Annotated in this window: 20 protein-coding genes, 2 tRNA genes and 3 rRNA genes; 10 read left to right on the top strand and 15 right to left on the bottom strand. The window is 62.9% G+C overall.

Annotated features, from left to right (window positions below; translation table 11 throughout):
- Nucleotides 1-151 precede the first annotated feature (151 nt).
- Nucleotides 152-1,312 (bottom strand): NAD(P)/FAD-dependent oxidoreductase, encoded by a 1,161-nt coding sequence (locus tag ACUTAF_RS22005; RefSeq protein ID WP_445581954.1) that lies wholly within the window; start codon nt 1,310-1,312, stop codon nt 152-154.
- A gap of 72 nt (nt 1,313-1,384) precedes the next feature.
- Entirely contained in the window at nt 1,385-1,552 is a 168-nt protein-coding gene (gene rd, locus ACUTAF_RS22000) for a rubredoxin (protein WP_003242575.1), read from the bottom strand.
- Nucleotides 1,553-1,881: 329 nt separating this feature from the next.
- Between rd and ACUTAF_RS21995 the strand changes: the two genes are divergently transcribed.
- Complete coding sequence (locus tag ACUTAF_RS21995) at nt 1,882-3,042, top strand: BCCT family transporter (protein ID WP_445581953.1); 1,161 nt, start codon at nt 1,882-1,884, stop codon at nt 3,040-3,042.
- Here ACUTAF_RS21995 and ACUTAF_RS21990 read toward each other — a convergent pair.
- The 12 genes from ACUTAF_RS21990 to ACUTAF_RS21935 all read right to left on the bottom strand — a co-directional run bounded on the left by ACUTAF_RS21990 (nt 3,029) and on the right by ACUTAF_RS21935 (nt 16,537).
- Nucleotides 3,029-4,369, bottom strand: a complete 1,341-nt coding sequence (locus ACUTAF_RS21990; RefSeq protein ID WP_445581952.1) for a hemolysin family protein — start codon at nt 4,367-4,369, stop codon at nt 3,029-3,031. The genes ACUTAF_RS21995 and ACUTAF_RS21990 overlap by 14 nt on opposite strands.
- A 62-nt stretch (nt 4,370-4,431) precedes the next feature.
- Nucleotides 4,432-5,751 carry a phosphate regulon sensor histidine kinase PhoR gene (phoR, locus tag ACUTAF_RS21985; protein WP_445581951.1) on the bottom strand — a complete coding sequence of 440 codons (1,320 nt, stop codon included), beginning with the start codon at nt 5,749-5,751 and terminating at the stop codon, nt 4,432-4,434.
- 36 nt (nt 5,752-5,787) lie between these two features.
- On the bottom strand, nt 5,788-6,477 hold the full coding sequence (gene phoB, locus ACUTAF_RS21980; RefSeq protein WP_445581950.1) for a phosphate regulon transcriptional regulator PhoB: 690 nt from the start codon (nt 6,475-6,477) through the stop codon (nt 5,788-5,790).
- Between the two features lie 83 nt (nt 6,478-6,560).
- Nucleotides 6,561-7,451, bottom strand: a complete 891-nt coding sequence (gene ubiA, locus ACUTAF_RS21975; RefSeq protein WP_445581949.1) for a 4-hydroxybenzoate octaprenyltransferase — start codon at nt 7,449-7,451, stop codon at nt 6,561-6,563.
- Between the two features lie 189 nt (nt 7,452-7,640).
- Complete coding sequence (locus ACUTAF_RS21970; RefSeq protein ID WP_445582491.1) at nt 7,641-8,192, bottom strand: chorismate--pyruvate lyase family protein; 552 nt, start codon at nt 8,190-8,192, stop codon at nt 7,641-7,643.
- A gap of 157 nt (nt 8,193-8,349) precedes the next feature.
- A 5S ribosomal RNA gene (gene rrf / locus ACUTAF_RS21965) occupies nt 8,350-8,465 on the bottom strand.
- Nucleotides 8,466-8,621: 156 nt separating this feature from the next.
- Nucleotides 8,622-11,513: ribosomal RNA gene (locus ACUTAF_RS21960) — 23S ribosomal RNA — on the bottom strand.
- A 252-nt stretch (nt 11,514-11,765) separates the two neighbouring features.
- A tRNA-Ala gene (locus tag ACUTAF_RS21955) sits at nt 11,766-11,841 on the bottom strand.
- Between the two features lie 22 nt (nt 11,842-11,863).
- A tRNA-Ile gene (locus ACUTAF_RS21950) sits at nt 11,864-11,940 on the bottom strand.
- An 85-nt stretch (nt 11,941-12,025) separates the two neighbouring features.
- Nucleotides 12,026-13,562, bottom strand: a 16S ribosomal RNA gene (locus tag ACUTAF_RS21945).
- Together the 16S, 23S and 5S rRNA genes with 2 tRNA genes alongside form the textbook arrangement of a ribosomal RNA operon.
- 511 nt (nt 13,563-14,073) lie before the next feature.
- Nucleotides 14,074-15,297 carry a CaiB/BaiF CoA transferase family protein gene (locus ACUTAF_RS21940; RefSeq protein ID WP_445581948.1) on the bottom strand — a complete coding sequence of 408 codons (1,224 nt, stop codon included), beginning with the start codon at nt 15,295-15,297 and terminating at the stop codon, nt 14,074-14,076.
- A 61-nt stretch (nt 15,298-15,358) separates the two neighbouring features.
- A complete protein-coding gene (locus ACUTAF_RS21935; protein WP_445581947.1) occupies nt 15,359-16,537 on the bottom strand; it encodes an acyl-CoA dehydrogenase in 1,179 nt (392 codons plus the stop codon).
- Between the two features lie 178 nt (nt 16,538-16,715).
- Between ACUTAF_RS21935 and ACUTAF_RS21930 the strand changes: the two genes are divergently transcribed.
- The 8 genes from ACUTAF_RS21930 to ACUTAF_RS21895 all read left to right on the top strand — a co-directional run bounded on the left by ACUTAF_RS21930 (nt 16,716) and on the right by ACUTAF_RS21895 (nt 24,512).
- Nucleotides 16,716-17,612, top strand: a complete 897-nt coding sequence (locus tag ACUTAF_RS21930; RefSeq protein ID WP_445581946.1) for a LysR substrate-binding domain-containing protein — start codon at nt 16,716-16,718, stop codon at nt 17,610-17,612.
- Between the two features lie 467 nt (nt 17,613-18,079).
- On the top strand, nt 18,080-19,201 hold the full coding sequence (locus ACUTAF_RS21925; protein ID WP_445581945.1) for a Re/Si-specific NAD(P)(+) transhydrogenase subunit alpha: 1,122 nt from the start codon (nt 18,080-18,082) through the stop codon (nt 19,199-19,201).
- An 11-nt stretch (nt 19,202-19,212) separates the two neighbouring features.
- Entirely contained in the window at nt 19,213-19,527 is a 315-nt protein-coding gene (locus ACUTAF_RS21920) for an NAD(P) transhydrogenase subunit alpha part 2 (RefSeq protein WP_044405771.1), read from the top strand.
- Nucleotides 19,528-19,529: 2 nt separating this feature from the next.
- Nucleotides 19,530-20,966 carry an NAD(P)(+) transhydrogenase (Re/Si-specific) subunit beta gene (locus tag ACUTAF_RS21915; RefSeq protein WP_445581944.1) on the top strand — a complete coding sequence of 479 codons (1,437 nt, stop codon included), beginning with the start codon at nt 19,530-19,532 and terminating at the stop codon, nt 20,964-20,966.
- 358 nt (nt 20,967-21,324) lie between these two features.
- On the top strand, nt 21,325-21,537 hold the full coding sequence (locus tag ACUTAF_RS21910) for a DUF1127 domain-containing protein (RefSeq protein ID WP_445581943.1): 213 nt from the start codon (nt 21,325-21,327) through the stop codon (nt 21,535-21,537).
- A 247-nt stretch (nt 21,538-21,784) separates the two neighbouring features.
- A complete protein-coding gene (locus ACUTAF_RS21905; RefSeq protein WP_445581942.1) occupies nt 21,785-22,102 on the top strand; it encodes a DUF2388 domain-containing protein in 318 nt (105 codons plus the stop codon).
- A gap of 140 nt (nt 22,103-22,242) precedes the next feature.
- Nucleotides 22,243-22,563, top strand: a complete 321-nt coding sequence (locus ACUTAF_RS21900; protein WP_445581941.1) for a DUF2388 domain-containing protein — start codon at nt 22,243-22,245, stop codon at nt 22,561-22,563.
- Between the two features lie 35 nt (nt 22,564-22,598).
- A complete protein-coding gene (locus ACUTAF_RS21895; protein ID WP_445582490.1) occupies nt 22,599-24,512 on the top strand; it encodes a DUF7844 domain-containing protein in 1,914 nt (637 codons plus the stop codon).
- A gap of 60 nt (nt 24,513-24,572) precedes the next feature.
- Here ACUTAF_RS21895 and ACUTAF_RS21890 read toward each other — a convergent pair whose 3' ends face one another.
- Entirely contained in the window at nt 24,573-24,974 is a 402-nt protein-coding gene (locus tag ACUTAF_RS21890) for a GFA family protein (protein WP_445581940.1), read from the bottom strand.
- A gap of 70 nt (nt 24,975-25,044) precedes the next feature.
- Between ACUTAF_RS21890 and ACUTAF_RS21885 the strand changes: the two genes are divergently transcribed.
- Entirely contained in the window at nt 25,045-25,425 is a 381-nt protein-coding gene (locus ACUTAF_RS21885; RefSeq protein WP_445581939.1) for a hypothetical protein, read from the top strand.
- The last annotated feature ends 29 nt before the right edge of the window (nt 25,426-25,454 follow it).

Here is a 25,454-nt window from a genome sequence, read left to right as displayed (position 1 = left end):
GCTGTCCTTCCAGAACAGCGCCCAAGGCGCCGCAACAGCTCTGCGCTGCGGCAGACCCCAGGGAGAATGGCATGCCGGATCGCACTACGCCAGTATCGCCTGACACTTTGTCCGGTCAATTTGATGCCATACCCGACAGAACATCTGGCAATCAGGCCAAGATCGCCGGAAGCTCCCGATTCAGCGCCAGCTTTTCCTGCACAGCGGTACCGGTCAGGGCGTAGCCCAGCAGGGCCCCGTCGACATCGCGGCACAGCGCTTTGATGTCGCCACCGCCGCCTTCCACTGTCCACTCACCCTGGGTACCGCGCGGCGGCGGCGATACCACCAGCGGACAGACTGGCGTCTTCACCGTCACCGGCATCGCGCCGTAGGCCACCGCAGTGGGCTCGCCGGCCAGGGTCTTGGCCAGGGCGCGGGCGCAGGCCATCAGCGGCATGACGTAGAGCAGGTTGAGCCCGTCCACCTCGGCGCAGTCGCCCAGGGCATAGATGTTCGCGTGGGAGGTGCGCAGCTGGCGGTCGACCTGCACCCCGCGCCCCACCGCCAGCCCGGCGGCGGCGGCCAGTTCGGTACGCGGACGCAGACCGACGGCGGAAAGCACCAGGTCGCAGGCGATCAGGGTGCCGTCGGACAGATGCGCCTCCAGGGCGTCGTCCTTGCGCTGCAGGCTGGCCAGCACCGGCCCGAGGTGAAACCGCGCGCCGAGGCTCTCCAGGCCGGCCTGCACCGCAGCCGCGGCAGCCGGATGCAAAAGGCCGGGCATGACCTGCTCGCAGGGCGCCACCAGTTCGACCTGATAGCCGCCCGCGGACAGGTCGTTGGCGAATTCGCAGCCGATCAACCCGGCGCCGAGCAGCAGCACGCGGCGCTTGCCGGCGGCCGCCGCGCGAAAGCGCGCGTAGTCCTCCAGGTCGTTGATCGGGTAGATGGCGTCCTGGGCGTCGCCTTCCACGGGCACACGGATCGGCTCGGCGCCCCAGGCCAGCACCAGGTCGCGGTAGGGCACGGCCTCCTCGCCGATCCACAGGCGCTGGTGCCCCGGGTCGATACCGGTGATGCGGGTGTGGGTGCGGATCTCCGCCTTGAGCTGCTCGGCCATCGCACCCACCTCGGCCATGGCCAACCCGTCGGCTTCCTTGTTCTTGCCGAAGCCGGTCGAGAGCATCGGCTTGGAGTAGGAGCGCCCGTCATCGGCGGTGATCAGCAACAGCGGCGTTTCCGTATCGAGCTTGCGCCATTCCTTGGCCAGGTTGTAGCCGGCCAGGCCGGTGCCGACGATCACTACGGGCGTCGCTACGGGTGCACTCATGTTCCACTCCTCGCTTGATAAACGCGGCGACGGCCCGCGGGCCGTCGCCATTGATCCTGCTTGAACCGCTTCTCAGGCGATCTCGATCATCTCGAAATCCGCCTTGCCCACGCCGCAGTCCGGGCATACCCAGTCGGCGGGAATATCTTCCCAGGCGGTGCCCGGGGCGATGCCTTCTTCGGGCAGCCCCTCGGCCTCGTCGTAGATGAAACCGCACACGACGCATTGCCATTTGCGCATCGTTCTCTCCTTCCCAGCCCGCTCAGGCCGACCCTACTCCAGATTGGGTTCGCCAGCCAAGCGAGCGGCGGGCTTTCCGGTCGGAGGTTGGGCGGGCGGCGACGCGACACCGAGACCGCGAGTCCAACGGCGGAGGCGCTCAGTAGTACGTCTGTAGCATCGGATCGGCGCCCGCCAATGGCCGGAAACAGGTCATACGAGGGCGCCCTCAGATATGCGCCGCCTGAACCGATCCGCCAGGATCGGTCTCCCATGCCGCCACGCAGCGGCCGCATCCACCCTACAACAACATGCTCCGCGCCCACTCCGGAGCGCACAAAGGGGATCCTATGACAGTCGTACTCTCCGCGGCGATTCTCGCCCTACTCGGCCTGACCCTCTGGGTCCTGGTGCGCTGGGGCAGGCTGCGCTGCACCGGCAGCGAGCCGGTGGGCTTGTTCACCTTCCTCGCCATCCTCTTCACCTCGGGCCTGGACATGGGCCTGATCATCTTCCCGCTGACCGAGTTCCCGGTATACGCCAGCGAGGAGCCCTACCAGTTCTCCAACCCGCTGGCGGTGGCCTTCGGTTTCTGGGGGTTCCTGATCTGGGTGTTCTACTTCATCACTACCTTCTATTTCTGCGTGATCGAGCCGCGGGTCAAGCTGTTCGAGCTGCGTCCGGTGAAGCTGGTGAACAACCTGGTGATCGTCTCCACCTGCGCCTTCACCGCCTATCTGTTCCTGGTCAACATCGCCTGGTACGCCCCAGAGCTCAGCGAGTCCTGGCACTACCTGACGGTGGTGGCGATACTCCTGGCGGCGATCTATTCCAGCACCGACATCCGCTACCTGAAGATCCTCAGCGTCGCCTCCACCTGGCTGTTCTTCGCCCTGATCCTGGGCATGGCCCTGGTCGGCGCCTTCGGCTCCGAGCATTTCGCCTCGGCGGCGACGGCCATCGGCGAGGGCTATTTCGCCGAGCTGCCGCGCTTCGTCCTGCCGCTGAGCGACTACCACGCCTTCTACCTGTTCTGGTGGTTCGCCTGGAGCATCATGATCGGCCAGTTCGTCTCGCGCTTCGTCGGCGGCCTGAAGACCTACCAGCTGCTGCTGGCGCTGCTGATCATCCCGTCGATCCCGCTGGCGATCTGGTTCGCCGTGCTGCACCACTATTTCGCCGCAGACATCGCCATCGCCCCGCTGTGGAAGCTGGCGATGCTCGGCGTGGGGGTGATCTTCGTGATCAACTCGGTGGATTCGCTGGTGCGCCTGTACAGCGACAACCTCGGCCTCAGCGTCCAGCGCCTGGGCCGCGGGCGCTTCATCGCCTGCCACTTCGTCCTGCTCGGCGCCCTGGTGCTGGCGTTCAAGTTCACCCCGTTCGAGATCCAGTGGGTGGGGCTGACGGTCATCGGCCTGTACGCCGTGACCCTGGCCCTGCTGCTGCGCCGCTGCCGCCCGGCGCTGCGCGGCATCGGCGAGGCGCCACGCGGCGTCAGTCGAGCCTGAGCACCTTGGCCAGCACCACCTTGGGCCCGCGCATCTTCTTGACGATGATGCGCAGGCCCTCGGTTTCCAGCACTTCCTCTTCCTCGGGCATGCGCTTGAGGGTCTCGTAGATCAGCCCGGCCAGGGTCTCGGCCTCGATATGGTCGAGGTCGACGCCGAGCAGACGCTCGACCTTGGCCAGCGGCGTGTCACCGCGCACCAGCAGCTTGCCCGGCTGGTAGGCGAGGATGCCGCGCTCGGCCTTGCGGTGTTCGTCCTGGATATCGCCGACCAGCGCCTCGAGCACGTCTTCCATGGTCAGGTAGCCGATCACCTTGCCGTCGGCCTCCTCGACCAGGGCGAAGTGCGCGCCGCCCTGACGGAACTGCTCCAGCAACTGCGACAGCGGCATGTGTCGGCCGACCCGTTCCAGCGGGTGCATCAGCTCACCAAGCTTGAGCGCCGAGGGCAACATTTCCAGCAGCGACAGCTGCAGCAGCAGATCCTTGATGTGCAGCACGCCGACGAACTCGCCCTTGCTCTCGTCGAAGATCGGATAGCGGCTGTACTTGTGCCGGCGGAAGGTGGCGAATACCTCATCGAGACTGGCATTGAGCTCCAGAAACACTAGGTCCTCGCGCGAGTTGGCCCAGTCCACCACCTCCAGCTCGCCCAGCTCCACCGCCGAGGCCAGCACACGCAGATCCTGGTCGGTAGGCGCGCCGGCACGGCTGGAGTGGAGGATCAGCTTGAGTTCCTCGCGGCTGTAGTGGTGCTCGTGATGCGGCCCCGGCTCGCCTTGCCCGGCGATGCGCAGGATGGCGTTGGCGCTGGCGTTGAGCAGGAAGATCGCCGGGTACATCAGCCAGTAGAAGGCGTACAGCGGCGCCGCCGTCCACAGCGAGAGCAGTTCGGGCTTGCGGATCGCCCAAGACTTGGGCGCCAGCTCGCCTACGACGATATGCAGGTAGGAAATGATCGAGAAGGCAGTGAAGAAGGCGATGCCGTGAATCAGCTTGGCCGACTCGATGCCGACGGCCATCAGCAGCGGCGTGAGCAGCTCGGCGAAGGCCGGCTCGCCGACCCAGCCCAGGCCCAGCGAGGCCAGGGTGATGCCCAGCTGGCAGGCCGACAGATAGGCGTCCATCTGGTTGTGCACGGTACGCAGGATATGCCCGCGCCAGCCGTGCGCCTCGGCCAGCGCGTCGACCTTGGTGGCGCGCAGGCGGACGATGGCGAACTCGGCGGCGACGAAGAAGCCGTTGAGCAGGACCAGAAACAGGGCGAACAGAACGAGGCCGACATCGGCGAAGTAGACGGAAACGGGAAGACTCGTGGAGGGGTCCATAAAGGTTCGGATTGGCCAGTGACCGCTAGAGGGTGGGGGCTCGTCGCGCCGAATGCAAGCCTTCAGCGGCCGCGCTGCACCACCTGAGCCGGGGCGAAATGGCAGGTGAAAGTGCTGCCCTTGCCCAGTACGCTGGCGATCTCCAGGCTTCCGCGGTGGCGCAGCAGGACGTGCTTGACGATGGCCAGACCCAGGCCGGTACCGCCGGTGGAACTGGCGCGGCTGGAGTCGACCCGGTAGAAGCGCTCGGTCAGGCGCGGCAGGTGCTTGGCCTCGATGCCCATGCCGGTATCGCTGACAGCCAGATGTGCGCCCCGCTCGTCGCCCCACCAGCGAATGCGAATCTCGCCGTCGGCCGGGGTGTACTTCACCGCATTGAATATCAGGTTGGAGAAGGCGCTACGCAACTCCGCCTCGCTGCCCTTGAGCTTGAGATGCGGATCCGCCTCAAGGCTGATGCGGTGGTGCTTCGCGCCGGACAGCGCCTGGGCGTCGTTGCGGATCGACAACAGCATCAGGTCGACCGCCACCGGCTGATTGTCCGATGGATAGTCGGTGGCCTCCAGCTTCGCCAACAGAAGCAGATCATTCAGCAGAGTCTGCATTCGCGCACCCTGCTGCTGCATCTGCTGCAACGCGCGCAGCCAGCGCGGATTGACCGCCTCGACGTTGTCCAGCAGCGTCTCCAGGTAGCCGGCGATCACCGTCAGCGGCGTGCGCAGCTCATGCGAGACGTTGGCGACGAAGTCCTTGCGCATCTGCTCCAGCTGGTGCAGGCGGGTGACGTCGCGCACCAGCAGCAGGTGCTCGCGGTTGCCATAGCGGGTGATATGGAACTGCAGGCGGCGACGGTCGTTGACCGGCGAGGGAATCTCCAGCGCATCGGCGTAGTTGCCGCGCTCGAAGTACTCCTTGAAACGTGGATCACGCACCAGATTGGCCAGCGGCTGGCCGCTGTCCTGCGGGGTCTTCAGGCCCAGCAGGGTTTCCGCGGCGCGGTTCCACCACTCCAGGTTGCCCTGGCTGTCGAGCATCACCACCGCGTCCTTGAGCGCGGCGGTGGACTCCTGCACGCGGTCGATCACCGCCTGCAGTCGGCCGCGCGCCTTCTGGTTGCGCCGCTGCAGGTGGTAGATGCTGTCGAACACCTCGCCCCACAGGCCGTAACCATCCGGCGGTGGTTCGTCGGGTTTGTGCTCGCGCAGCCACTTGTGCAGGCGCAGCAGCTGGCTGAGAGTCCAGCCCAGGTGGATGGCAAGGCCGGCGGCCAGCACCCAGGCATATTCGCCGGTGATGAAGCCGAGCAGCAGGCAGGCGCCGAGCAGCAGCAACAGACGACGCACCACGGCGCCACGCCAGTCTTGGTTCACGATGGAGCGCATCCTTGTCGAGCGGCAGGCACGAGTTCGCGCCGACGGTCAGCCTTTGGTGGAGAAACGATAGCCGGTGCCGCGCACGGTTTGTACCAGGTTTTCGTAGGCGTCGCCGAGCGCCTTGCGCAGCCGGCGGATATGCACGTCAACGGTGCGCTCCTCGACGTAGACGTTGCCGCCCCAGACCTGGTCGAGCAGTTGGCCGCGGGTGTAGGCCCGCTCCTGGTGGGTCATGAAGAACTGCAGCAGGCGGTATTCGGTGGGGCCCATCTCGGCCGGCTTGCCGTCGATGGTCACGCGATGACTGATGGGGTCGAGCAACAGGCCGCCGACCTCGATCGGCGCCTCGCTGTCGCTGGGTCCGGCGCGACGCAGCACGGCCTTGAGACGGGCGACCAGCTCGCGTGGCGAGAACGGCTTGGTGATGTAGTCGTCGGCACCGACTTCCAGGCCCTGGATCTTGTTGTCCTCTTCGCCCTTGGCGGTGAGCATGATGATCGGGATGTCGCAGGTCAGATCGTCACGCTTGAGGCGTCGCGCCAGCTCGATGCCGCTGGTGCCGGGCAGCATCCAGTCGAGCAGGATCAGATCGGGCTTGCGATCGACGATCACGGCATGGGCCTGCTGGGTATTCTCCGCCTCCAGGCACTCGTATCCGGCCATTTCCAGGGCCACCGCGATCATCTCGCGGATCGGTGCTTCGTCATCGACGATCAGGATGTTCTTGCCAACCATGGTCCCGCCTCGGTTCGTTCATCTGTCTGCGCCGCATTAGATAACGGAATTATTGCAGCGATATGACAGGTACACGGCAGCGTTCAGCGTAACGCGTAGTCCAGCACGATACCGACGAAGATCGCCAACCCCGCCCAGTGGTTGTGCAGGAAGGCGTTGAAGCAGGCCATCGGCTTGCGGGTGCGCGTGGCCCGGTACTCCCAGACGAAGCAGGCCGCGGCGACCAGCAGGCCGGCGTGGAAGCAGATACCCAGTTCGAACCGTGCGCCGGCCAGCAGCAGGCAGAACAGCGCCAGGCCCTGCAGGGTGGCGATGATCAGGCGGTCGGCGTCGCCGAACAGGATGGCGGTGGATTTCACCCCAATCTTCAGGTCGTCGTCGCGGTCGGCCATGGCGTAGTAGGTGTCGTAGGCCACGGTCCACAGCAGGTTGGCGATGTACAGCAGCCAGGCCTCGCCAGGCAGGCCGCCGGTTTCGGCGGTGAAGGCCATCGGCATGCCCCAGGAGAAGGCCGCGCCGAGCACCACCTGCGGGTAGAAGGTGTAGCGCTTCATGAAGGGGTAGCAGGCCGCCAGGGCCAGGCCGCCGAACGAAAGCCAGATGGTGCTGGCATTGGTCAGCAGCACCAGGCCGAAGCTTAGAGTCACCAGCACGACGAACAGGATCAGCGCCTCGCGCGGCTGGATCTTGCCGCTGGCCAGCGGGCGCGCCTGGGTGCGGCTGACGTGGCCGTCGAAGTTGCGGTCGGCGTAGTCGTTGATCACGCAACCGGCGGCACGCATCAGGATCACGCCGAAGACGAAGATCAGCAGGTTCTTCGTGCTCGGCACGCCTTCAGCCGCCACCCACAATGCCCACAGCGTCGGCCACAGTAGCAGGTAGATACCGATGGGCTTGTCCAGGCGCATCAGCTGGATGAAGTCCCAGACGCGCGGGTGCAGGCGGCTGGTCGATTGCAGCAGGCGGGTGTACATCGAGGCGTCTCCGTGCGGGTTGCGCGGATTATACGGAGCTTGGTGGCCTAGGGTGGATCGCGCTTCATCGATCCTTCATGGCCGCCGGGTGGTGGCTGAAAAAAGGCCGGGAGCCATTCTTAACGCAGTGCAACGACGGCCCGCCGGATGGTTGCCAGAGGCGGCAAGCCCTGAAAAGCGTCATCCAACCTACGAATCGATCGCGGCCGCCTGCCAGAAGGCCGGCAGAAAGACTTCGGCCACCAGCACGCCGAGGGCGCTGCGGCTGAAGCAGGAACGGCGCGCCCACAGGCGTTCCTCGCGCACCTCTTCCGGCAGCCAGACGGCCGGGTAGCGGCAGGCCTGCAGCTCGCCGCGGTCGAAGGCGCGGTCGCTGAATAGCAGTTCGCCGAGCGAACGGCTGCCCAGGTCGGCCAGGTTCAGCCCGGAGCCTTCCAGGGCACTGCGCGCCGCCACGCTGCGAGCGAACACCCAGGGCTGACCGTGGCCGCGCAGGTATACCTCGCGCACCCAGCCCTGGCAGCCGTCGGCGACACCGAGGGCAACGCACTCGTCGCTGCGCAGGCGCTGCCAGCCCTCGTCCAGCGGAGTGACGGAGAAGCCGTCATGCGACAACGCGGTGAGGCGACGGGTCAGCGAGTCCTGATTGAACAGCCAGTCGCGCAGGGCGGCAGCCGGCTGCGGATGCAGCTGGGCGCAAGTCAACCAGCGCGGCGGATGAGCAAGGGCGGCATGGGGCACGAAGAACAACGACCTCAGATCGGAAGCGCGCGAGTCTAGCATGTTGCGCCACCGCCATCCCAAGCCAGCTATAAGTCTCTCGGCGCAGTAATCGTCGTTTTATCGGCACATAGAAGAAACCCCAGACCGCGTTAGCGATCTGGGGTTTCGTATAGGAGCTTGACGATGACCTACTCTCACATGGTGAAGCACCACACTACCATCGGCGATGCGTCGTTTCACTTCTGAGTTCGGGATGGGATCAGGTGGTTCCAACGCTCTATGGTCGTCAAGCAATTTGTTGCTGTCTCGGGGTTAACCGCTACAGCGAATTGGGTATGTGACAGTCGTTTGGCATAGGCCGCAGGCCTGTAGCTCTCGCAAATTTTCGGTTTGTCGACTTCACCATCGACACCCTCTGCTGTCAGCAGCAGATTGTTTGGGTGTTATATGGTCAAGCCTCACGGGCAATTAGTACAGGTTAGCTCAACGCCTCACAGCGCTTACACACCCTGCCTATCAACGTCGTAGTCTTCGACGGCCCTTCAGGGAGCTCAAGGCTCCAGTGAGATCTCATCTTGAGGCAAGTTTCCCGCTTAGATGCTTTCAGCGGTTATCTTTTCCGAACATAGCTACCCGGCAGTGCCACTGGCGTGACAACCGGAACACCAGAGGTTCGTCCAACCCGGTCCTCTCGTACTAAGGTCAGCCCCTCTCAAATCTCAAACGTCCACGGCAGATAGGGACCGAACTGTCTCACGACGTTCTAAACCCAGCTCGCGTACCACTTTAAATGGCGAACAGCCATACCCTTGGGACCGGCTTCAGCCCCAGGATGTGATGAGCCGACATCGAGGTGCCAAACACCGCCGTCGATATGAACTCTTGGGCGGTATCAGCCTGTTATCCCCGGAGTACCTTTTATCCGTTGAGCGATGGCCCTTCCATACAGAACCACCGGATCACTAAGACCTACTTTCGTACCTGCTCGACGTGTCTGTCTCGCAGTCAAGCGCGCTTTTGCCTTTATACTCTACGACCGATTTCCGACCGGTCTGAGCGCACCTTCGTACTCCTCCGTTACTCTTTGGGAGGAGACCGCCCCAGTCAAACTACCCACCATACACTGTCCTCGATCCGGATAACGGACCAGAGTTAGAACCTCAAGGTTGCCAGGGTGGTATTTCAAGGATGGCTCCATGAGAACTGGCGTCCCCACTTCAAAGCCTCCCACCTATCCTACACAAGCAAGCTCAAAGTCCAGTGCAAAGCTATAGTAAAGGTTCACGGGGTCTTTCCGTCTAGCCGCGGATACACTGCATCTTCACAGCGATTTCAATTTCACTGAGTCTCGGGTGGAGACAGCGCCGCCATCGTTACGCCATTCGTGCAGGTCGGAACTTACCCGACAAGGAATTTCGCTACCTTAGGACCGTTATAGTTACGGCCGCCGTTTACCGGGGCTTCGATCAAGAGCTTCGCTTGCGCTAACCCCATCAATTAACCTTCCGGCACCGGGCAGGCGTCACACCCTATACGTCCACTTTCGTGTTTGCAGAGTGCTGTGTTTTTAATAAACAGTCGCAGCGGCCTGGTATCTTCGACCGGCATGGGCTTACGTAGTAAATACTTCACCCTCACCGGCGCACCTTCTCCCGAAGTTACGGTGCCATTTTGCCTAGTTCCTTCACCCGAGTTCTCTCAAGCGCCTTGGTATTCTCTACCTAACCACCTGTGTCGGTTTGGGGTACGGTTCCTAGTTACCTGAAGCTTAGAAGCTTTTCCTGGAAGCATGGCATCAACCACTTCGCATTCTAAAAGAACGCTCGTCATCAGCTCTCGGCCTTGATCTCCCGGATTTACCTAAGAAATCAGCCTACCACCTTAAACACGGACAACCAACGCCGTGCTGGCCTAGCCTTCTCCGTCCCTCCATCGCAGTAACTAGAAGTACGGGAATATTAACCCGTTTCCCATCGACTACGCATTTCTGCCTCGCCTTAGGGGCCGACTAACCCTGCGTCGATTAACGTTGCGCAGGAAACCTTGGTCTTTCGGCGTGCGAGTTTTTCACTCGCATTGTCGTTACTCATGTCAGCATTCGCACTTCTGATACCTCCAGCAAGCTTCTCAACTCACCTTCACAGGCTTACAGAACGCTCCTCTACCGCTCATCCTAAGATGAACCCGTAGCTTCGGTGTATGGTTTGAGCCCCGTTACATCTTCCGCGCAGGCCGACTCGACTAGTGAGCTATTACGCTTTCTTTAAAGGGTGGCTGCTTCTAAGCCAACCTCCTAGCTGTCTAAGCCTTCCCACATCGTTTCCCACTTAACCATAACTTTGGGACCTTAGCTGACGGTCTGGGTTGTTTCCCTTTTCACGACGGACGTTAGCACCCGCCGTGTGTCTCCCGTGCTGACACTTGCTGGTATTCGGAGTTTGCATCGGTTTGGTAAGTCGGGATGACCCCCTAGCCGAAACAGTGCTCTACCCCCAGCAGTGATACACGAGGCGCTACCTAAATAGCTTTCGAGGAGAACCAGCTATCTCCGAGCTTGATTAGCCTTTCACTCCGATCCACAGGTCATCCGCTAACTTTTCAACGGTAGTCGGTTCGGTCCTCCAGTCAGTGTTACCTAACCTTCAACCTGCCCATGGATAGATCGCCCGGTTTCGGGTCTATACCCAGCGACTAAAGCGCCCTATTAAGACTCGCTTTCGCTACGCCTCCCCTATTCGGTTAAGCTCGCCACTGAATATAAGTCGCTGACCCATTATACAAAAGGTACGCAGTCACCCAACAAAGTGGGCTCCCACTGCTTGTACGCATACGGTTTCAGGTTCTATTTCACTCCCCTCTCCGGGGTTCTTTTCGCCTTTCCCTCACGGTACTGGTTCACTATCGGTCAGTCAGTAGTATTTAGCCTTGGAGGATGGTCCCCCCATGTTCAGACAAGGTTTCTCGTGCCCCGTCCTACTCGATTTCATTGATAAGAGCGTTTCGTGTACGGGGCTATCACCCACTACGGCGGCACTTTCCAGAGCCTTCCACTACACTCAAATCAACTTAAGGGCTAGTCCCCGTTCGCTCGCCACTACTTAGGGAATCTCGGTTGATTTCTTTTCCTCAGGGTACTTAGATGTTTCAGTTCCCCTGGTTCGCCTCTTGCACCTATGGATTCAGTACAAGATACCCAGCTTATGCTGGGTGGGTTCCCCCATTCAGAGATCTCTGGATCACAGTCTGTTTGCCGACTCCCCAAAGCTTTTCGCAGGCTACCACGTCTTTCATCGCCTCTGACTGCCAAGGCATCCACCGTATGCGCTTCTTCACTTGACCATATAACCCCAAGCAATCTGGTTACGATCTCAATCGTGAAGACGACATTCGCCGAAAATTTGCGTCTTGAGAACTACAAATTTTGCCTTGATTAACAACGTGCAGTGAAACACGCTGTTAGTCACTTCTATCACATACCCAAATTTTTAAAGAACGATTTGTACCGGTCAAAAGACCAGAAATCAGCACTCACCAGGAACCCCTGAAGCGCTCATTTCTGAACTCTTTAACTGCTACCGCAACGCGCGAGAGTGGTGGAGCCAAGCGGGATCGAACCGCTGACCTCCTGCGTGCAAAGCAGGCGCTCTCCCAGCTGAGCTATGGCCCCGTAATCTTCTGCACCAAGCAATTGGTAGGTCTGGGCAGATTTGAACTGCCGACCTCACCCTTATCAGGGGTGCGCTCTAACCAACTGAGCTACAGACCTATAACAGGGTCGCGTTACAGCATCGTCTTCTACAGTGAATCAAGCAATTCGTGTGGGAACTTATGAGAAAGCCGGTGTCTTCGATTAAGGAGGTGATCCAGCCGCAGGTTCCCCTACGGCTACCTTGTTACGACTTCACCCCAGTCATGAATCACTCCGTGGTAACCGTCCCCCTTGCGGTTAGACTAGCTACTTCTGGAGCAACCCACTCCCATGGTGTGACGGGCGGTGTGTACAAGGCCCGGGAACGTATTCACCGTGACATTCTGATTCACGATTACTAGCGATTCCGACTTCACGCAGTCGAGTTGCAGACTGCGATCCGGACTACGATCGGTTTTATGGGATTAGCTCCACCTCGCGGCTTGGCAACCCTTTGTACCGACCATTGTAGCACGTGTGTAGCCCTGGCCGTAAGGGCCATGATGACTTGACGTCATCCCCACCTTCCTCCGGTTTGTCACCGGCAGTCTCCTTAGAGTGCCCACCATAACGTGCTGGTAACTAAGGACAAGGGTTGCGCTCGTTACGGGACTTAACCCAACATCTCACGACACGAGCTGACGACAGCCATGCAGCACCTGTGTCTGAGTTCCCGAAGGCACCAATCCATCTCTGGAAAGTTCTCAGCATGTCAAGGCCAGGTAAGGTTCTTCGCGTTGCTTCGAATTAAACCACATGCTCCACCGCTTGTGCGGGCCCCCGTCAATTCATTTGAGTTTTAACCTTGCGGCCGTACTCCCCAGGCGGTCAACTTAATGCGTTAGCTGCGCCACTAAAATCTCAAGGATTCCAACGGCTAGTTGACATCGTTTACGGCGTGGACTACCAGGGTATCTAATCCTGTTTGCTCCCCACGCTTTCGCACCTCAGTGTCAGTATCAGTCCAGGTGGTCGCCTTCGCCACTGGTGTTCCTTCCTATATCTACGCATTTCACCGCTACACAGGAAATTCCACCACCCTCTACCGTACTCTAGCTCGCCAGTTTTGGATGCAGTTCCCAGGTTGAGCCCGGGGCTTTCACATCCAACTTAACGAACCACCTACGCGCGCTTTACGCCCAGTAATTCCGATTAACGCTTGCACCCTTCGTATTACCGCGGCTGCTGGCACGAAGTTAGCCGGTGCTTATTCTGTCGGTAACGTCAAAATACTCACGTATTAGGTGAATACTCTTCCTCCCAACTTAAAGTGCTTTACAATCCGAAGACCTTCTTCACACACGCGGCATGGCTGGATCAGGCTTTCGCCCATTGTCCAATATTCCCCACTGCTGCCTCCCGTAGGAGTCTGGACCGTGTCTCAGTTCCAGTGTGACTGATCATCCTCTCAGACCAGTTACGGATCGTCGCCTTGGTGAGCCTTTACCTCACCAACTAGCTAATCCGACCTAGGCTCATCTGATAGCGCGAGGTCCGAAGATCCCCCGCTTTCTCCCGTAGGACGTATGCGGTATTAGCGTTCCTTTCGGAACGTTATCCCCCACTACCAGGCAGATTCCTAGGCATTACTCACCCGTCCGCCGCTGAATCAAGGAGCAAGCTCCTCTCATCCGCTCGACTTGCATGTGTTAGGCCTGCCGCCAGCGTTCAATCTGAGCCATGATCAAACTCTTCAGTTCAATACTGCTTGGGTTTTGAGAAAACCCTAAACTTGGCTCAGCAATCGCAAAAAACTCTCGAATTCACGAGTGTTACTTGTGATGCTGATAATCTGTCGACTACCAGTCTTACCTCACAAGCACCCACACGAATTGCTTGATTCAGTTGTTAAAGAACAGTTGGTTAAGTCTTTCGTCTCAACCGAGGCGCGCATTTTACAGCACCCCATCTTTCCGTCAAGCTGTTTTTCGAAGAATTTTTTCTTTCTACTCAACAACTTAGAGCAACCTCGACGTCATTTCTTCCGCTTCGGTGAGGCGCGCATTTTACAGCGCCTTTTTACTCCGTCAAGTTGTTTTTGAAGAAATTTTCTTTCTATCTCAACAACTTAGCGCTTCGCCGAACCTGGGTTCGTCTCAGCGAGGCGCGCATTCTACATGAGCACGGCGAGCTGTAAACCCCTGATATGCAAAAAATTGCGCATATCCGATCAGGCACCTCCGCTCATCTTTATATAGAAGCGCCACAGGCTCATATCACCCCCGCCCCGCGCAGCGCGGCGACCTGCGTTTCACTCATGCCTAACAGCCGCTGCAACAGGGCTTCGGTGTGCTGCCCCAACAACGGTGGAGCCGAGCGATAAGCCACCGGGGTAGCAGACAAACGCAGCGGACTGGCCACCTGCGGCGTGCTGCTGCCTAGGGCATTGGGCAGATCGAGACGCAGGCCACGCGCCCGAACCTGCGGATCGGCGAATACCTGCGCCAGGTCGTTGATCGGGCCACAGGGCACACCGGCCGCTTCCAGCAACTCAATCCACTGCGCGGTGGTCTTGAACACCGTCGCCTGGCGCAACAATGGGATCAGCTCACCGCGGTGAGCGACCCGCGCCTTGTTGGTGGAAAACCGCGGGTCGTCGGCCAAAGCCGGAAGACCGGCGACCTCGCAAAGCTTGCGGAACTGACCGTCGTTGCCCACGGCGATGATGAAGTTGCCATCGGCGCTGGGAAAATCCTGGTACGGCACGATGTTCGGATGGGCATTGCCCAGGCGCTTGGGCGCCACCCCGGTGGCCAGGTAGTTCATCGCCTGGTTGGCCAGACAAGCCACCTGTACGTCGAGCAGCGCCACGTCGATATGCTGGCCGATCCCGGAGTGCTCGCGCTGGTTGAGTGCGGCCAACACCCCGACCGTGGCGTAAAGACCAGTGAGGATATCGGTCAGCGCGACGCCGACCTTGACCGGACCGCCCCCCTCTTCGCCATCGGGGCGCCCGGTCAGGCTCATCAAGCCGCCGAGGCCCTGAATCATGAAGTCGTAGCCGGCGCGCTTGGCATAGGGCCCGGTCTGTCCGAAGCCGGTGATGGAGCAGTAGACCAGCCGCGGGTTGAGCACCTTCAGCGATTCGTAGTCGAGACCATAGGCAGCCAGGCCACCTACCTTGAAGTTCTCCAGCAGCACGTCGCACTGCGGCACCAGCTCGCGGATCAGACGCTGCCCCTCGGCCTGGGTGAAATCCAGGGTCAGCGACTGCTTGTTGCGGTTGGCGCTCTGGAAGTAGGCCGCCTCGCGCGAGTCGTTGCCTTCGGCGTCCTTTATATAGGGCGGCCCCCAGTGACGGGTATCGTCGCCCGTGCCCGGGCGCTCGACCTTGATCACTTCGGCGCCTAGGTCGCCGAGGATCTGCCCGCACCAGGGCCCCGCGAGCACGCGGGACAGGTCGAGTACGCGAATATGCGAAAGGGCACCGGCCATGGGACCTCCGTAGGGTGCGCCGCGCGCACCGATAGCAAACCAGGGCGCGAAGCCCCCACCGTTAGAAGAACGCCTGGATGCCGGTCTGGGCTCGACCAAGGATCAGCGCATGCACGTCGTGGGTGCCCTCGTAGGTGTTGACCACCTCGAGGTTGACCAGGTGGCGGGCAATGCCGAACTCGTCGCTGATGCCGTTGCCGCCGAGCATGTCGCGCGCCAGGCGGGCGATATCCAGCGCCTTGCCGCAACTGTTGCGCTTCATGATCGAGGTGATCTCCACCGCGGCGGTGCCTTCATCCTTCATCCGGCCCAGGCGCAGGCAGCCCTGCAGGGCGAGGGTGATCTCGGTCTGCATGTCGGCCAGTTTTTTCTGGATCAGCTGGTTGGCGGCCAGCGGGCGGCCGAACTGGTTGCGATCGAGCACGTACTGGCGCGCGGTGTGCCAGCAGAACTCGGCCGCGCCCAGCGCACCCCAGCTGATGCCGTAGCGGGCCGAGTTCAGGCAGGTGAACGGGCCGCGCAGGCCGCGCACCTCGGGGAAAGCGTTCTCCTCGGGGCAGAACACGTTGTCCATGACGATCTCGCCGGTGATCGAGGCGCGCAGGCCGACCTTGCCGTGAATGGCCGGAGCGGAGAGGCCCTGCCAGCCCTTCTCCAGGACGAAACCGCGGATCTCGCCCTCGTCGTCCTTGGCCCAGACGACGAAGACATCGGCGATCGGGCTGTTGGTGATCCACATCTTGCTGCCGCTCAGGCGATAGCCGCCGTCGACCTTCTTGGCGCGGGTGACCATCGAGCCCGGGTCGGAGCCGTGGTTCGGCTCGGTCAGGCCGAAGCAGCCGATATACTCGCCGGACGCCAGCTTGGGCAGGTACTTCTGCTTGGTGGCCTCGTTGCCGAATTCGTTGATCGGCACCATTACCAGCGACGACTGCACGCTCATCATCGAGCGGTAGCCGGAATCGACACGCTCCACCTCGCGAGCGATCAGGCCGTAGCATACGTAGTTCAGGCCGCTGCCGCCGTAGGCTTCGGGAATGGTGGCGCCGAGCAGGCCGGTCTCGCCCATCTCGCGGAAGATGGCCGGATCGGTGCGCTCATGACGGAACGCCTCCAGCACGCGTGGCGCCAGCTTGTCGGCGGCGAACTGCTGGGCGCTGTCGCGCACCATGCGCTCTTCTTCTGTCAGTTGCTGATCGAGCAGCAGCGGATCGATCCAGTTGAAACTTGCCTTGGCCATGGAGTGAACCTCGAAGCGGTGACGTGAACGGCCGGCGCGCCGGCCCTGACTGGCATTGATCCTAGGCCGGCTTCGTCGATTGGACAAACGCAGAATATGCACAGCATTGTGCGATTTACTCACTTCGATGTAGCTTTTCAGGCGATTCCATCCACTCCCGAATGAGAGTTACGCATAGATGCGCCGCAAGATTCCCAGTACCGCCGCATTGGTCGCCTTCGAATCGGCCGCCCGTCACCAGAGCTTCACCAAGGCGGCGGACGAGCTCAGCCTGACCCAGAGCGCCATCTGCCGACAGATCGGCGGACTGGAGAGCTTTCTCAATGTCGAACTGTTTCGCCGCTCGCGACGGGGGGTGGTGCTGACCGAGGCCGGCATCGCTTACAGCCGCAAGGTGGCGGCACAACTGGACGCGGTGGAGCGCGACACCCTGGCACTGATGGGCAACCAAGGCTCCATGAGCCTCGAGCTGGCGGTGGTGCCGACCTTCGGCACCCAGTGGCTGCTGCCCAGGCTCAGGACCTTTCAGCAGCTGCATCCCGACGTGACGGTGCATCTGACCAACCGCACCCGCCCCTTCCTGTTCGCCGACACCCACTTCGACGCCGCCATCTATTTCGGAGATGCCGAGTGGTCGGGCACCGAGGCGCACTTTCTGATGCACGAGCACCTGCTGCCCGTTTGCAGCCCGGCACTGCTCGACGGACTGCCCAGCAGCCCCGAGCGGATCGCCGAACTGCCTCTGTTGCAGCAGACCACTCGGCCTTATGCCTGGCGTCAATGGTTCGCGGCCCAAGGCCTCAACGTCGCACGCGACATGACCGGCCCGCGCCTGGAGCTGTTCTCCATGCTGGCTCAGGCCGCACGCCATGAGATGGGCATCGCGCTGATTCCGCCGTTTCTGATCCAGCGCGAGCTGGACGATGGCAGCCTGGTCATCGCCCTGGACCGGGCAGTGCCGAACAGCAACCGCGCCTATTACCTGATGGTGCCGGAGCGCAAGACCGAATCGGCGGCGCTCAAGGCATTCCGCGACTGGCTGCTGCAGCAAGCCAGTGCCTACCGCCAGGAGTGACACCCACGGCGGCGCTCTCGCCAAGGGCACAGAGCCATCCTAGAGACCAGATCATGAACGAGTAGCGATCATTAGGTCACACTACATCGCCGCATTCGGTTCAATCGACGTCATGCCCAGTACTTTCGGGTCATTCCACTATTCTGAACGGTCCGTTCGCTACTCTTCACACCGCAGCCGGTACGACCAACGGTCATTCGTTCAATGAATGACGAGACGACCACGCAGGGCCCATGAAATCTGCTTTCCTTCAGCTATGGCGCGGCCTGCGCGCAGTATAAAAATCCCTCATATACCTATTACTTGTAGTAATCCATTTTTTTTACTCCATAACTTCTTGTAAGGGTCTGCGTTCGATTGCACAATCGCCGCGCCCGCTCTTCAGGCGGGTTTTGTGCTGATCCCCCATCGCCAGCGTGCCAGTGTAGTGCGCAGGTTCACCAAAAAGATCACGCAGGAGACTAGAAGTGCACATCGGTGTTCCTCTCGAAACCCATGCTGGGGAGACGCGGGTCGCCGCGACGCCCGAGACCGTCAAGAAGCTGGTCGGCCAAGGCCACCAGGTGACGGTACAGACCGGCGCCGGCGTCAGCGCCAGCATTCCAGACGCAGCCTACGAGGCCGCTGGCGCTGCCATCGGCAACGAGTCGGCCGCTTTCGGTGCCAACCTGGTGCTGAAGGTGCTCGCACCGACCGAAGCCGAACTGGCGCACATGAAAACCGGCGCCGTGCTGGTCGGCATGCTCAACCCGTTCTGCAACGACACCATCGCGCGCATGAATGCCCGCGGCATCACCGCCTTCGCCCTGGAGGCAGCACCGCGTACCTCCCGCGCGCAGAGCCTGGACGTACTGAGTTCGCAGGCCAACATCGCCGGCTACAAGGCCGTGATGCTCGCCGCCAACCACTACCCGCGCTTCATGCCGATGCTGATGACCGCCGCCGGCACCGTGAAGGCCGCCCGCGTATTGATCCTCGGTGCCGGCGTGGCCGGCCTGCAGGCCATCGCCACGGCCAAGCGCCTGGGTGCGGTGATCGAGGCCTCGGACGTGCGTCCGGCGGTGAAGGAACAGATCGAGTCGCTCGGCGCCAAGTTCGTCGACGTGCCGTTCGAGACCGACGAGGAACGCGAGTGCGCCCAGGGCGTTGGCGGCTATGCCCGCCCGATGCCGCAATCCTGGATGGAGCGCCAGGCCAAGGCCGTGCACGAGCGCGCCAAGCAGGCCGATATTGTCATTACGACTGCCCTCATTCCGGGTCGTAAGGCACCGACACTTCTCCATGAGAGCACAGTGGCTGAAATGAAGCCGGGCTCCGTGGTCATCGACCTGGCTGCCGCCCAGGGTGGCAACTGCCCGCTGACCGGGGCCGATCAGGTCGTGGTCAAGCACGGCGTGACCATCGTCGGCCACACCAACCTGGCCGCAATGGTGCCGGCGGATGCCTCCGCCCTGTATGCCCGCAACCTGCTGGACTTCCTCAAGCTGGTGATCGACAAGGAAGCCCAGTTCCAGCTCAACCTCGAAGACGACATCGTCGCCGCCTGCCTGATGTGCAAGGGCGGTGAAGTCGTGCGCAAGAACGGTTAAGGAGTAGGGATATGGACCTGATTTCCGACGGCATCTACAACCTGATCATCTTCGTGCTGGCCATCTATGTCGGCTACCACGTGGTATGGAACGTCACCCCCGCCCTACACACCCCGCTGATGGCGGTGACCAACGCCATTTCGGCGATCGTCATCGTTGGCGCCATGCTCGCCGCCGCCCTGACCGTCACCCCGCTGGGCAAGGCGATGGGCACCCTGGCCGTGGCGCTGGCTGCGGTCAACGTCTTCGGTGGCTTCCTGGTCACCCGACGCATGCTGGAAATGTTCAAGAAGAAGGCGCCGAAAGCGGCTGCGGAGAAGCACTGACCATGAGCATGAACCTGATCACTGTTCTCTACCTCGTCGCCTCGGTGTGCTTCATCCAGGCGCTCAAGGGTCTGTCGCACCCGACCACCTCACGGCGCGGCAACCTGTTCGGCATGGTCGGCATGGCCATCGCCGTGCTCACCACCCTGGGCCTGATCCACAAACTGGGCGCGGAACTGGCCGCGCAGGGCATCGGCTTCGTCATCGTCGGCCTGCTGGTCGGTGGCACCGCCGGCTCGATCATGGCCAAGCGCGTGGAAATGACCAAGATGCCCGAGCTGGTCGCCTTCATGCACAGCATGATCGGCCTGGCCGCGGTGTTCATCGCCATCGCCGCGGTGGTCGAGCCACAGTCGCTGGGTATCGTCGCCAGCATGAACGACGCCATCCCGGCCGGTAACCGCCTGGAACTGTTCCTCGGCGCGGCCATCGGCGCCATCACCTTCTCCGGTTCGGTGATCGCCTTCGGCAAGCTGTCGGGCAAATACAAGTTCCGCCTGTTCCAGGGCGCACCGGTGGTGTTCAAGGGCCAGCACCTGCTGAACCTGGCCGTCGGCCTGGCCATTGTCGGGCTCGGCCTGGCCTATACCTTCACCGGCGACATCACCGCCTTCGCCATCCTGGTGGCGCTGGCATTCGTCATCGGCGTGCTGATCATCATCCCGATCGGCGGCGCCGACATGCCGGTGGTGGTCTCCATGCTGAACAGCTACTCGGGCTGGGCGGCGGCGGGCATCGGCTTCTCGCTGAACAACTCGATGCTGATCATCGCCGGCTCCCTGGTGGGCTCCTCGGGCGCGATTCTCTCCTACATCATGTGCAAGGCGATGAACCGCTCGTTCTTCAACGTCATCCTCGGCGGTTTCGGTGCCGACGCCGATGCCGGCGCCGCCGGTGGCGCGCAGCAGGAACGCAACGTCAAGTCGGGCTCCAGCGACGACGCCGCCTTCCTGCTGACCAATGCCGACACCGTGGTCATCGTGCCCGGTTACGGCCTGGCCGTGGCCCGTGCCCAGCATGCGTTGATGGAGCTGGCGGAGAAGCTGACCCACCGCGGCGTGACCGTGAAGTACGCGATCCACCCGGTAGCCGGCCGTATGCCGGGTCACATGAACGTGCTGCTGGCCGAGGCCGAAGTGCCATACGAGCAGGTGTTCGAGATGGAGGACATCAACTCCGAGTTCGGTCAGACCGACGTGGTACTGGTGCTCGGCGCCAACGACGTGGTCAACCCGGCGGCGAAGAACGATCCGAAGTCGCCGATCGCCGGCATGCCGATCCTCGAGGCGTACAAGGCCAAGACCGTGATCGTCAACAAGCGCTCGATGGCCAGCGGCTACGCCGGCCTGGACAACGAACTGTTCTACATGGACAAGACCATGATGGTCTTCGGCGACGCCAAGAAGGTCATCGAGGACATGGTCAAGGCGGTGGAATAACCGCTGACCGAGCTGACAGGAAACCCGGCCTCGCGCCGGGTTTTTTGTGCGCGGCGCACGGAAGAAAGCTGAACTTCAGGTCAGGCACCTTCACAGATCAATTGGCAACTGTACCGCTCTACAGTTACCGCGAAGATTAAGAACTGCAGTGAATTATCTCGTGCATTCGGGTAGCACCCAGCCATCTCACTTATGACCAATACAGTTTGATCAATTTTATATGGCACAGTTACAAAGCAACCTATCTAATAGCACAACAATTTAATCCAGCTGTGACTACTGGGTTCTCCTCGCGCTCGGGATAATTTGTCCATCGAAAGCAAACACCAGCGCCGCCACAAGCGGAAGGATGACCGCCATGGAACGTACCCTCAGTTCCGACCTGTTCCACCAGTACAGCGCCAATCACCAGAGCTCCTGGCCGCTGCGCCTGATCGCCACCCTCAGCCTGTGGCAGCGCCGCATCGTCAGCCGCCGTCAGCTGGCTCGACTGGATGCCCGCCTGCTCGCCGACGCCGGCATCAGCGAAAACCAGCGTTACGCTGAGCTGAGCAAGCCGTTCTGGCGCTGATTCACCGATTCTGCTCCCTCCAAGTTGGGCTCTTCTGAAAGCTCCATCGTCTCTGCTGCGATGGGGCTTTCGTTTTATCCGGCCGGCGAACGGCACAATTACCAGCACTCGACTGATCGACCGGTACAGATCGGCCTCTTCAGGTTCTGGCGCAGCGCCAGCATGGAGCGTTCGCGTGCCGCCCGCTAAGCTAGCGCCAGTCTCAGCCGCATGCCGCGGCGTTTCCTGCCCACTCGGAGCCCTTCCTATGCCCCTGAACCGCCTGATAGGCGTCGCCCTGCTCGCGCTGGCCAGCAATGCCTCGGCCAGCAGCTTCGTGGTCACCACCGATGCCATCGTCAGTGGCGTCGCCGCCACCAGCGAGGCCACCTCGGATATCAGTTCCTCGCTGCGCGACGACAAGCTGGTGCTCGCCGCCCGCGACGATGCCGCCAGTTTCGTCGCCAGCGCCGGCGAGATCCGCGGCGTGCGGCTGGAAGCGGCGCTGCAGCATATGCGCAGCAAGGTGCCAGCATTGGCCGCCGCCGACGACCTGCAACTGGCCGAGGCGATTCTCAGCCTCTGAGCCAGGTTACGCCGGTCGCGCCAACTGCTGACCGGCGTACGCTGGCCCCGTAAACTGCGCGCGCTTCGACCCGCCCGCCTGCGGAACCCCTGCCGCGCGGGCTCGTCCAACCGTCCATTCGCCGTTTGCGGAGTTTTTCCATGCGTCATTCGCTCGTCGTCCTCGCCACCGCCTGCGCCCTGTTCAGCGGCCTCGCCCAGGCGCAAACCCTGGTCGCCACCAGTAACATCATCGTCCGCGCCCTGGATCGCAGCCTCGATTTCACCTCCGACACCACCACCTCGCTGCGCGACATGAAGGTCGTGCTGCAGGCCCGTGACGACGCCGCCAGCTTCGTCGCCAGCGTCGGCGACATTCGTGGCGCACAACTGGAAGCCGCCCTGCAGGCGATCCGCACTCAGCTGCCACAGGCGCGCAGCGCCAGCGACCTGCAACTGGCCGAAGCCATCCTCGCCCTGTGAGCCAGCTGCGCCGCTGCTGCTGCATCGCGCTGCTAATGCTGGGCGGCGTCGCCCAGGCCGAGCTGCGCCTGCAGCTGGACGCGCGCGGCCTCAGCGCCGCCGAGCGCCAGGCCAGCCAGGCGCTGCTCGACGACGCCCTGGCGGCGCTGCCGCCGAGCTTCGTCCAGCGCCTGGAGCGCGAGGTGCGCGTCGCCTGGCGCGACCACCTGCCGGCCAACGCCTATGGCAGTGTCGGGCGCTGGTCGGGTATCGAACTCAACGCCGATCTGCTGCCGGCGCTGGCCGATGGCAGCGCCGCGACGACGCCAACCGGGCGCGTGCACGGCAGCCAGCGGCGCGAGCTGCTCGCCACCCTGATCCATGAGCTGACCCACCTGTACGACCGCGCCCGGCTCTGGCCCGAGGCGCAGCGCCGGCAGCTGCAGCGCTGCCGGCAACGCGCCGAGTCGCTGGGCCTGGTCGGCCTGCCGGACAGTTGCCGCGGCCAGACCGCGCGGCGCTTCACCCTCAGCGACGACCCGCGTCTGCTCGACCTGGCCGGCTGGGCGCAGCGGGTCGGCCGGCGCGGCGCGCGCGAGCAGGACAACGGCCAGGTCGCGCGCAGCCCGGACGCCTACGAGCTGAGCCGGCCCCTGGAGTTCGTCGCGGTCAACCTCGAGTACTTCCTCCTCGACCCCAGCTATGCCTGTCGCCGGCCGTCGCTGGCGCGCTACTTCCGCGAGCATTTCGCCTGGGCACCGGCGCACGAGCCCTGCGCGGACGGCTACGCCTATCTCAACGCCGGCCGTGACTTCGCCCGCCAGCCGCTGGGCCGCCTCGACCCGCAGCGGGTCTATGCGGTCGACTACCTGCTGGCCGAGGCCAACCAGCAATGGATGAGCCGCTGGGGCCACAGCATGCTGCGCCTGGTGGTGTGCGCGCCGGGCCGGCCGCGCGGCCCCGACTGCCGACTGGATCTCGACCAGCACCTGGTGCTGTCCTACCGCGCCTTCGTCGGCGACCTGCAGCTGTCGAGCTGGGACGGCCTGACCGGCGCCTACCCCTCGCGGCTGTTCGTCCTGCCGCTGGAGCAGGTGGTCGACGAGTACACCAAGGTCGAGCTGCGCAGCCTGGCCTCGGTGCCGCTCAAGCTGTCGCGCGACGAACTGGAACAGCTGGTCGCGCGCGCCGTCGAGCAGCACTGGAGCTACGACGGCGACTACTACTTCATCTCCAACAACTGCGCGGTGGAGACCCTCAAGCTGCTGCGCAGCGGCACCGCGCATTCCGCTCTGCAGGCGCTCGACAGCATCCTGCCCAACGGCCTGCTGCAGTTGCTGGCGGCGCGCGGCCTGGCCGACACCGCGGTGCTCGACGATGCGCGCGAGGCGCTGCGCCTGGGGTATCGCTTCGATTCGTTCCGCGAACGCTACCAGGCCATGTTCGCCGTGCTGCGCCAGCGCCTGCCGATCGCCCAGGACAGCGTCGAGGCCTGGCTGGAACAGCCCGCCGCCGCGCGCCGCGACTGGTTCGCCGCAGCCGACCTGCGCGCCAGCGCCGCCCTCCTGCTGCTGGAGCAGGCGGCCCTGCGCCGCCAGCTGCTGCTGGCCCAGGACGAGCTCAAGCGCCGCTACCTGAGCGGCCGCGCCGCCGGCGACCCGAACCTGGACAAGGCCGGCGCGGCGCTGGAGCAGATACTCGCCGGCAGCGGCTTTCTCAGCCGCCCAGCCGAGCTGCTCGACAGCGGCTACGGCCTGCCCCAGGCCGGCGAATGGCAAGGCCTGGAAAGCCGCAGCCGGCAGCGCCAGCAGCAGCTGCGCCAGCTCAGCGACGAGCTCGACGTGGAAGTGCGCAAGCTGCTGGAACCTGCACGCCTGGCCGAGCTGCAGGCCAACGAGGCCAACCTGGCGGCCCTCGGCGCGCACCTGCGCAAGTTGCACCAAGACAGCGGCGGCCTGCAGTTGCCCTGAGTGATAAGGCCAGGTGCGCGCAGCCCGGGCGGCCCCGCGACACCCCGCACCCGCGACCGGCTAGAGAGTCTCCTCGTCTTCCTCCGGCAGCTGCGGATCGACGCTCAGCCAGGGCAGCCGGCTGCGCACCCAGATATGCCGGTCCGCCGGCGCCCGCTCGGGCTGATCGAGGCAGGCCACGCTGATATCCAGGCTGTGCGGGCTGAGCGCGCTGAACAGGGTCAGCTGGGCGCCGCAGTGGCGGCAGAAGCTGCGCGTGCAGGTCGGCGTGCTGGCGTACTCGGCGGGCGTGCCGCGCAGCCAGCGGAAACTGCTCAGCGGCACCGTGAGCCAGGTGACCAGGATGCCGCCGCTGCTGCGCCGGCAATCTGCGCAATGGCAGTGGGCGATATCCGCGAGCGGGGCGTCGAAGGCGTAGCGCAGCTGGCCGCAATGGCAGCCGCCCTGGTGCGAGGCGGGCATGGCAGGAACTCCGCGAAGGGCTCGCCAGCAGTCTAGACTCTGTCACTTCTGCCGCGCGTCGGAGTCGTCCATGCGCTCCTTGCTGCTCCTACTGCCGCTGGCCGCGTCCTTGCTTGCCGAGGCGGACGAATCCGCCTGTACCGACTGGCTGCAGCGCTGGCAGCTGGAGCTGCCGGTGGCGTTCGCCGGCTGCGCCCGCGACGGCGCGGCGCTGTACCGGGTGGCCGCCGGCCAGGCCGAGCAGCTCGAGGCCCTGCTGATCCGCCAGTTCGGCATGGCGCCGCTGGAGTTCCGCGGTTCGGCCTGGGAGCCGGCGCGCCCCGGCTACCATCGCGCGGAGGACGGCGACTACCGCATCGTCCTGCAGTCGGCGCAGACCCTGGCCAACCGCCGCGAGGACTGGGAGCAGCTCGACTTCCACCTGAGCATCGGCGCCCTGCCGCCGAGCTGAAGGCTTGCGCCGGGCCGCGCAGCTGGTCG

The organism is Pseudomonas sp. SP16.1, from assembly GCF_052682975.1.
Note: the sequence above shows the minus strand (reverse complement) of the source record. Positions and strands in the feature narration are given on the sequence as shown.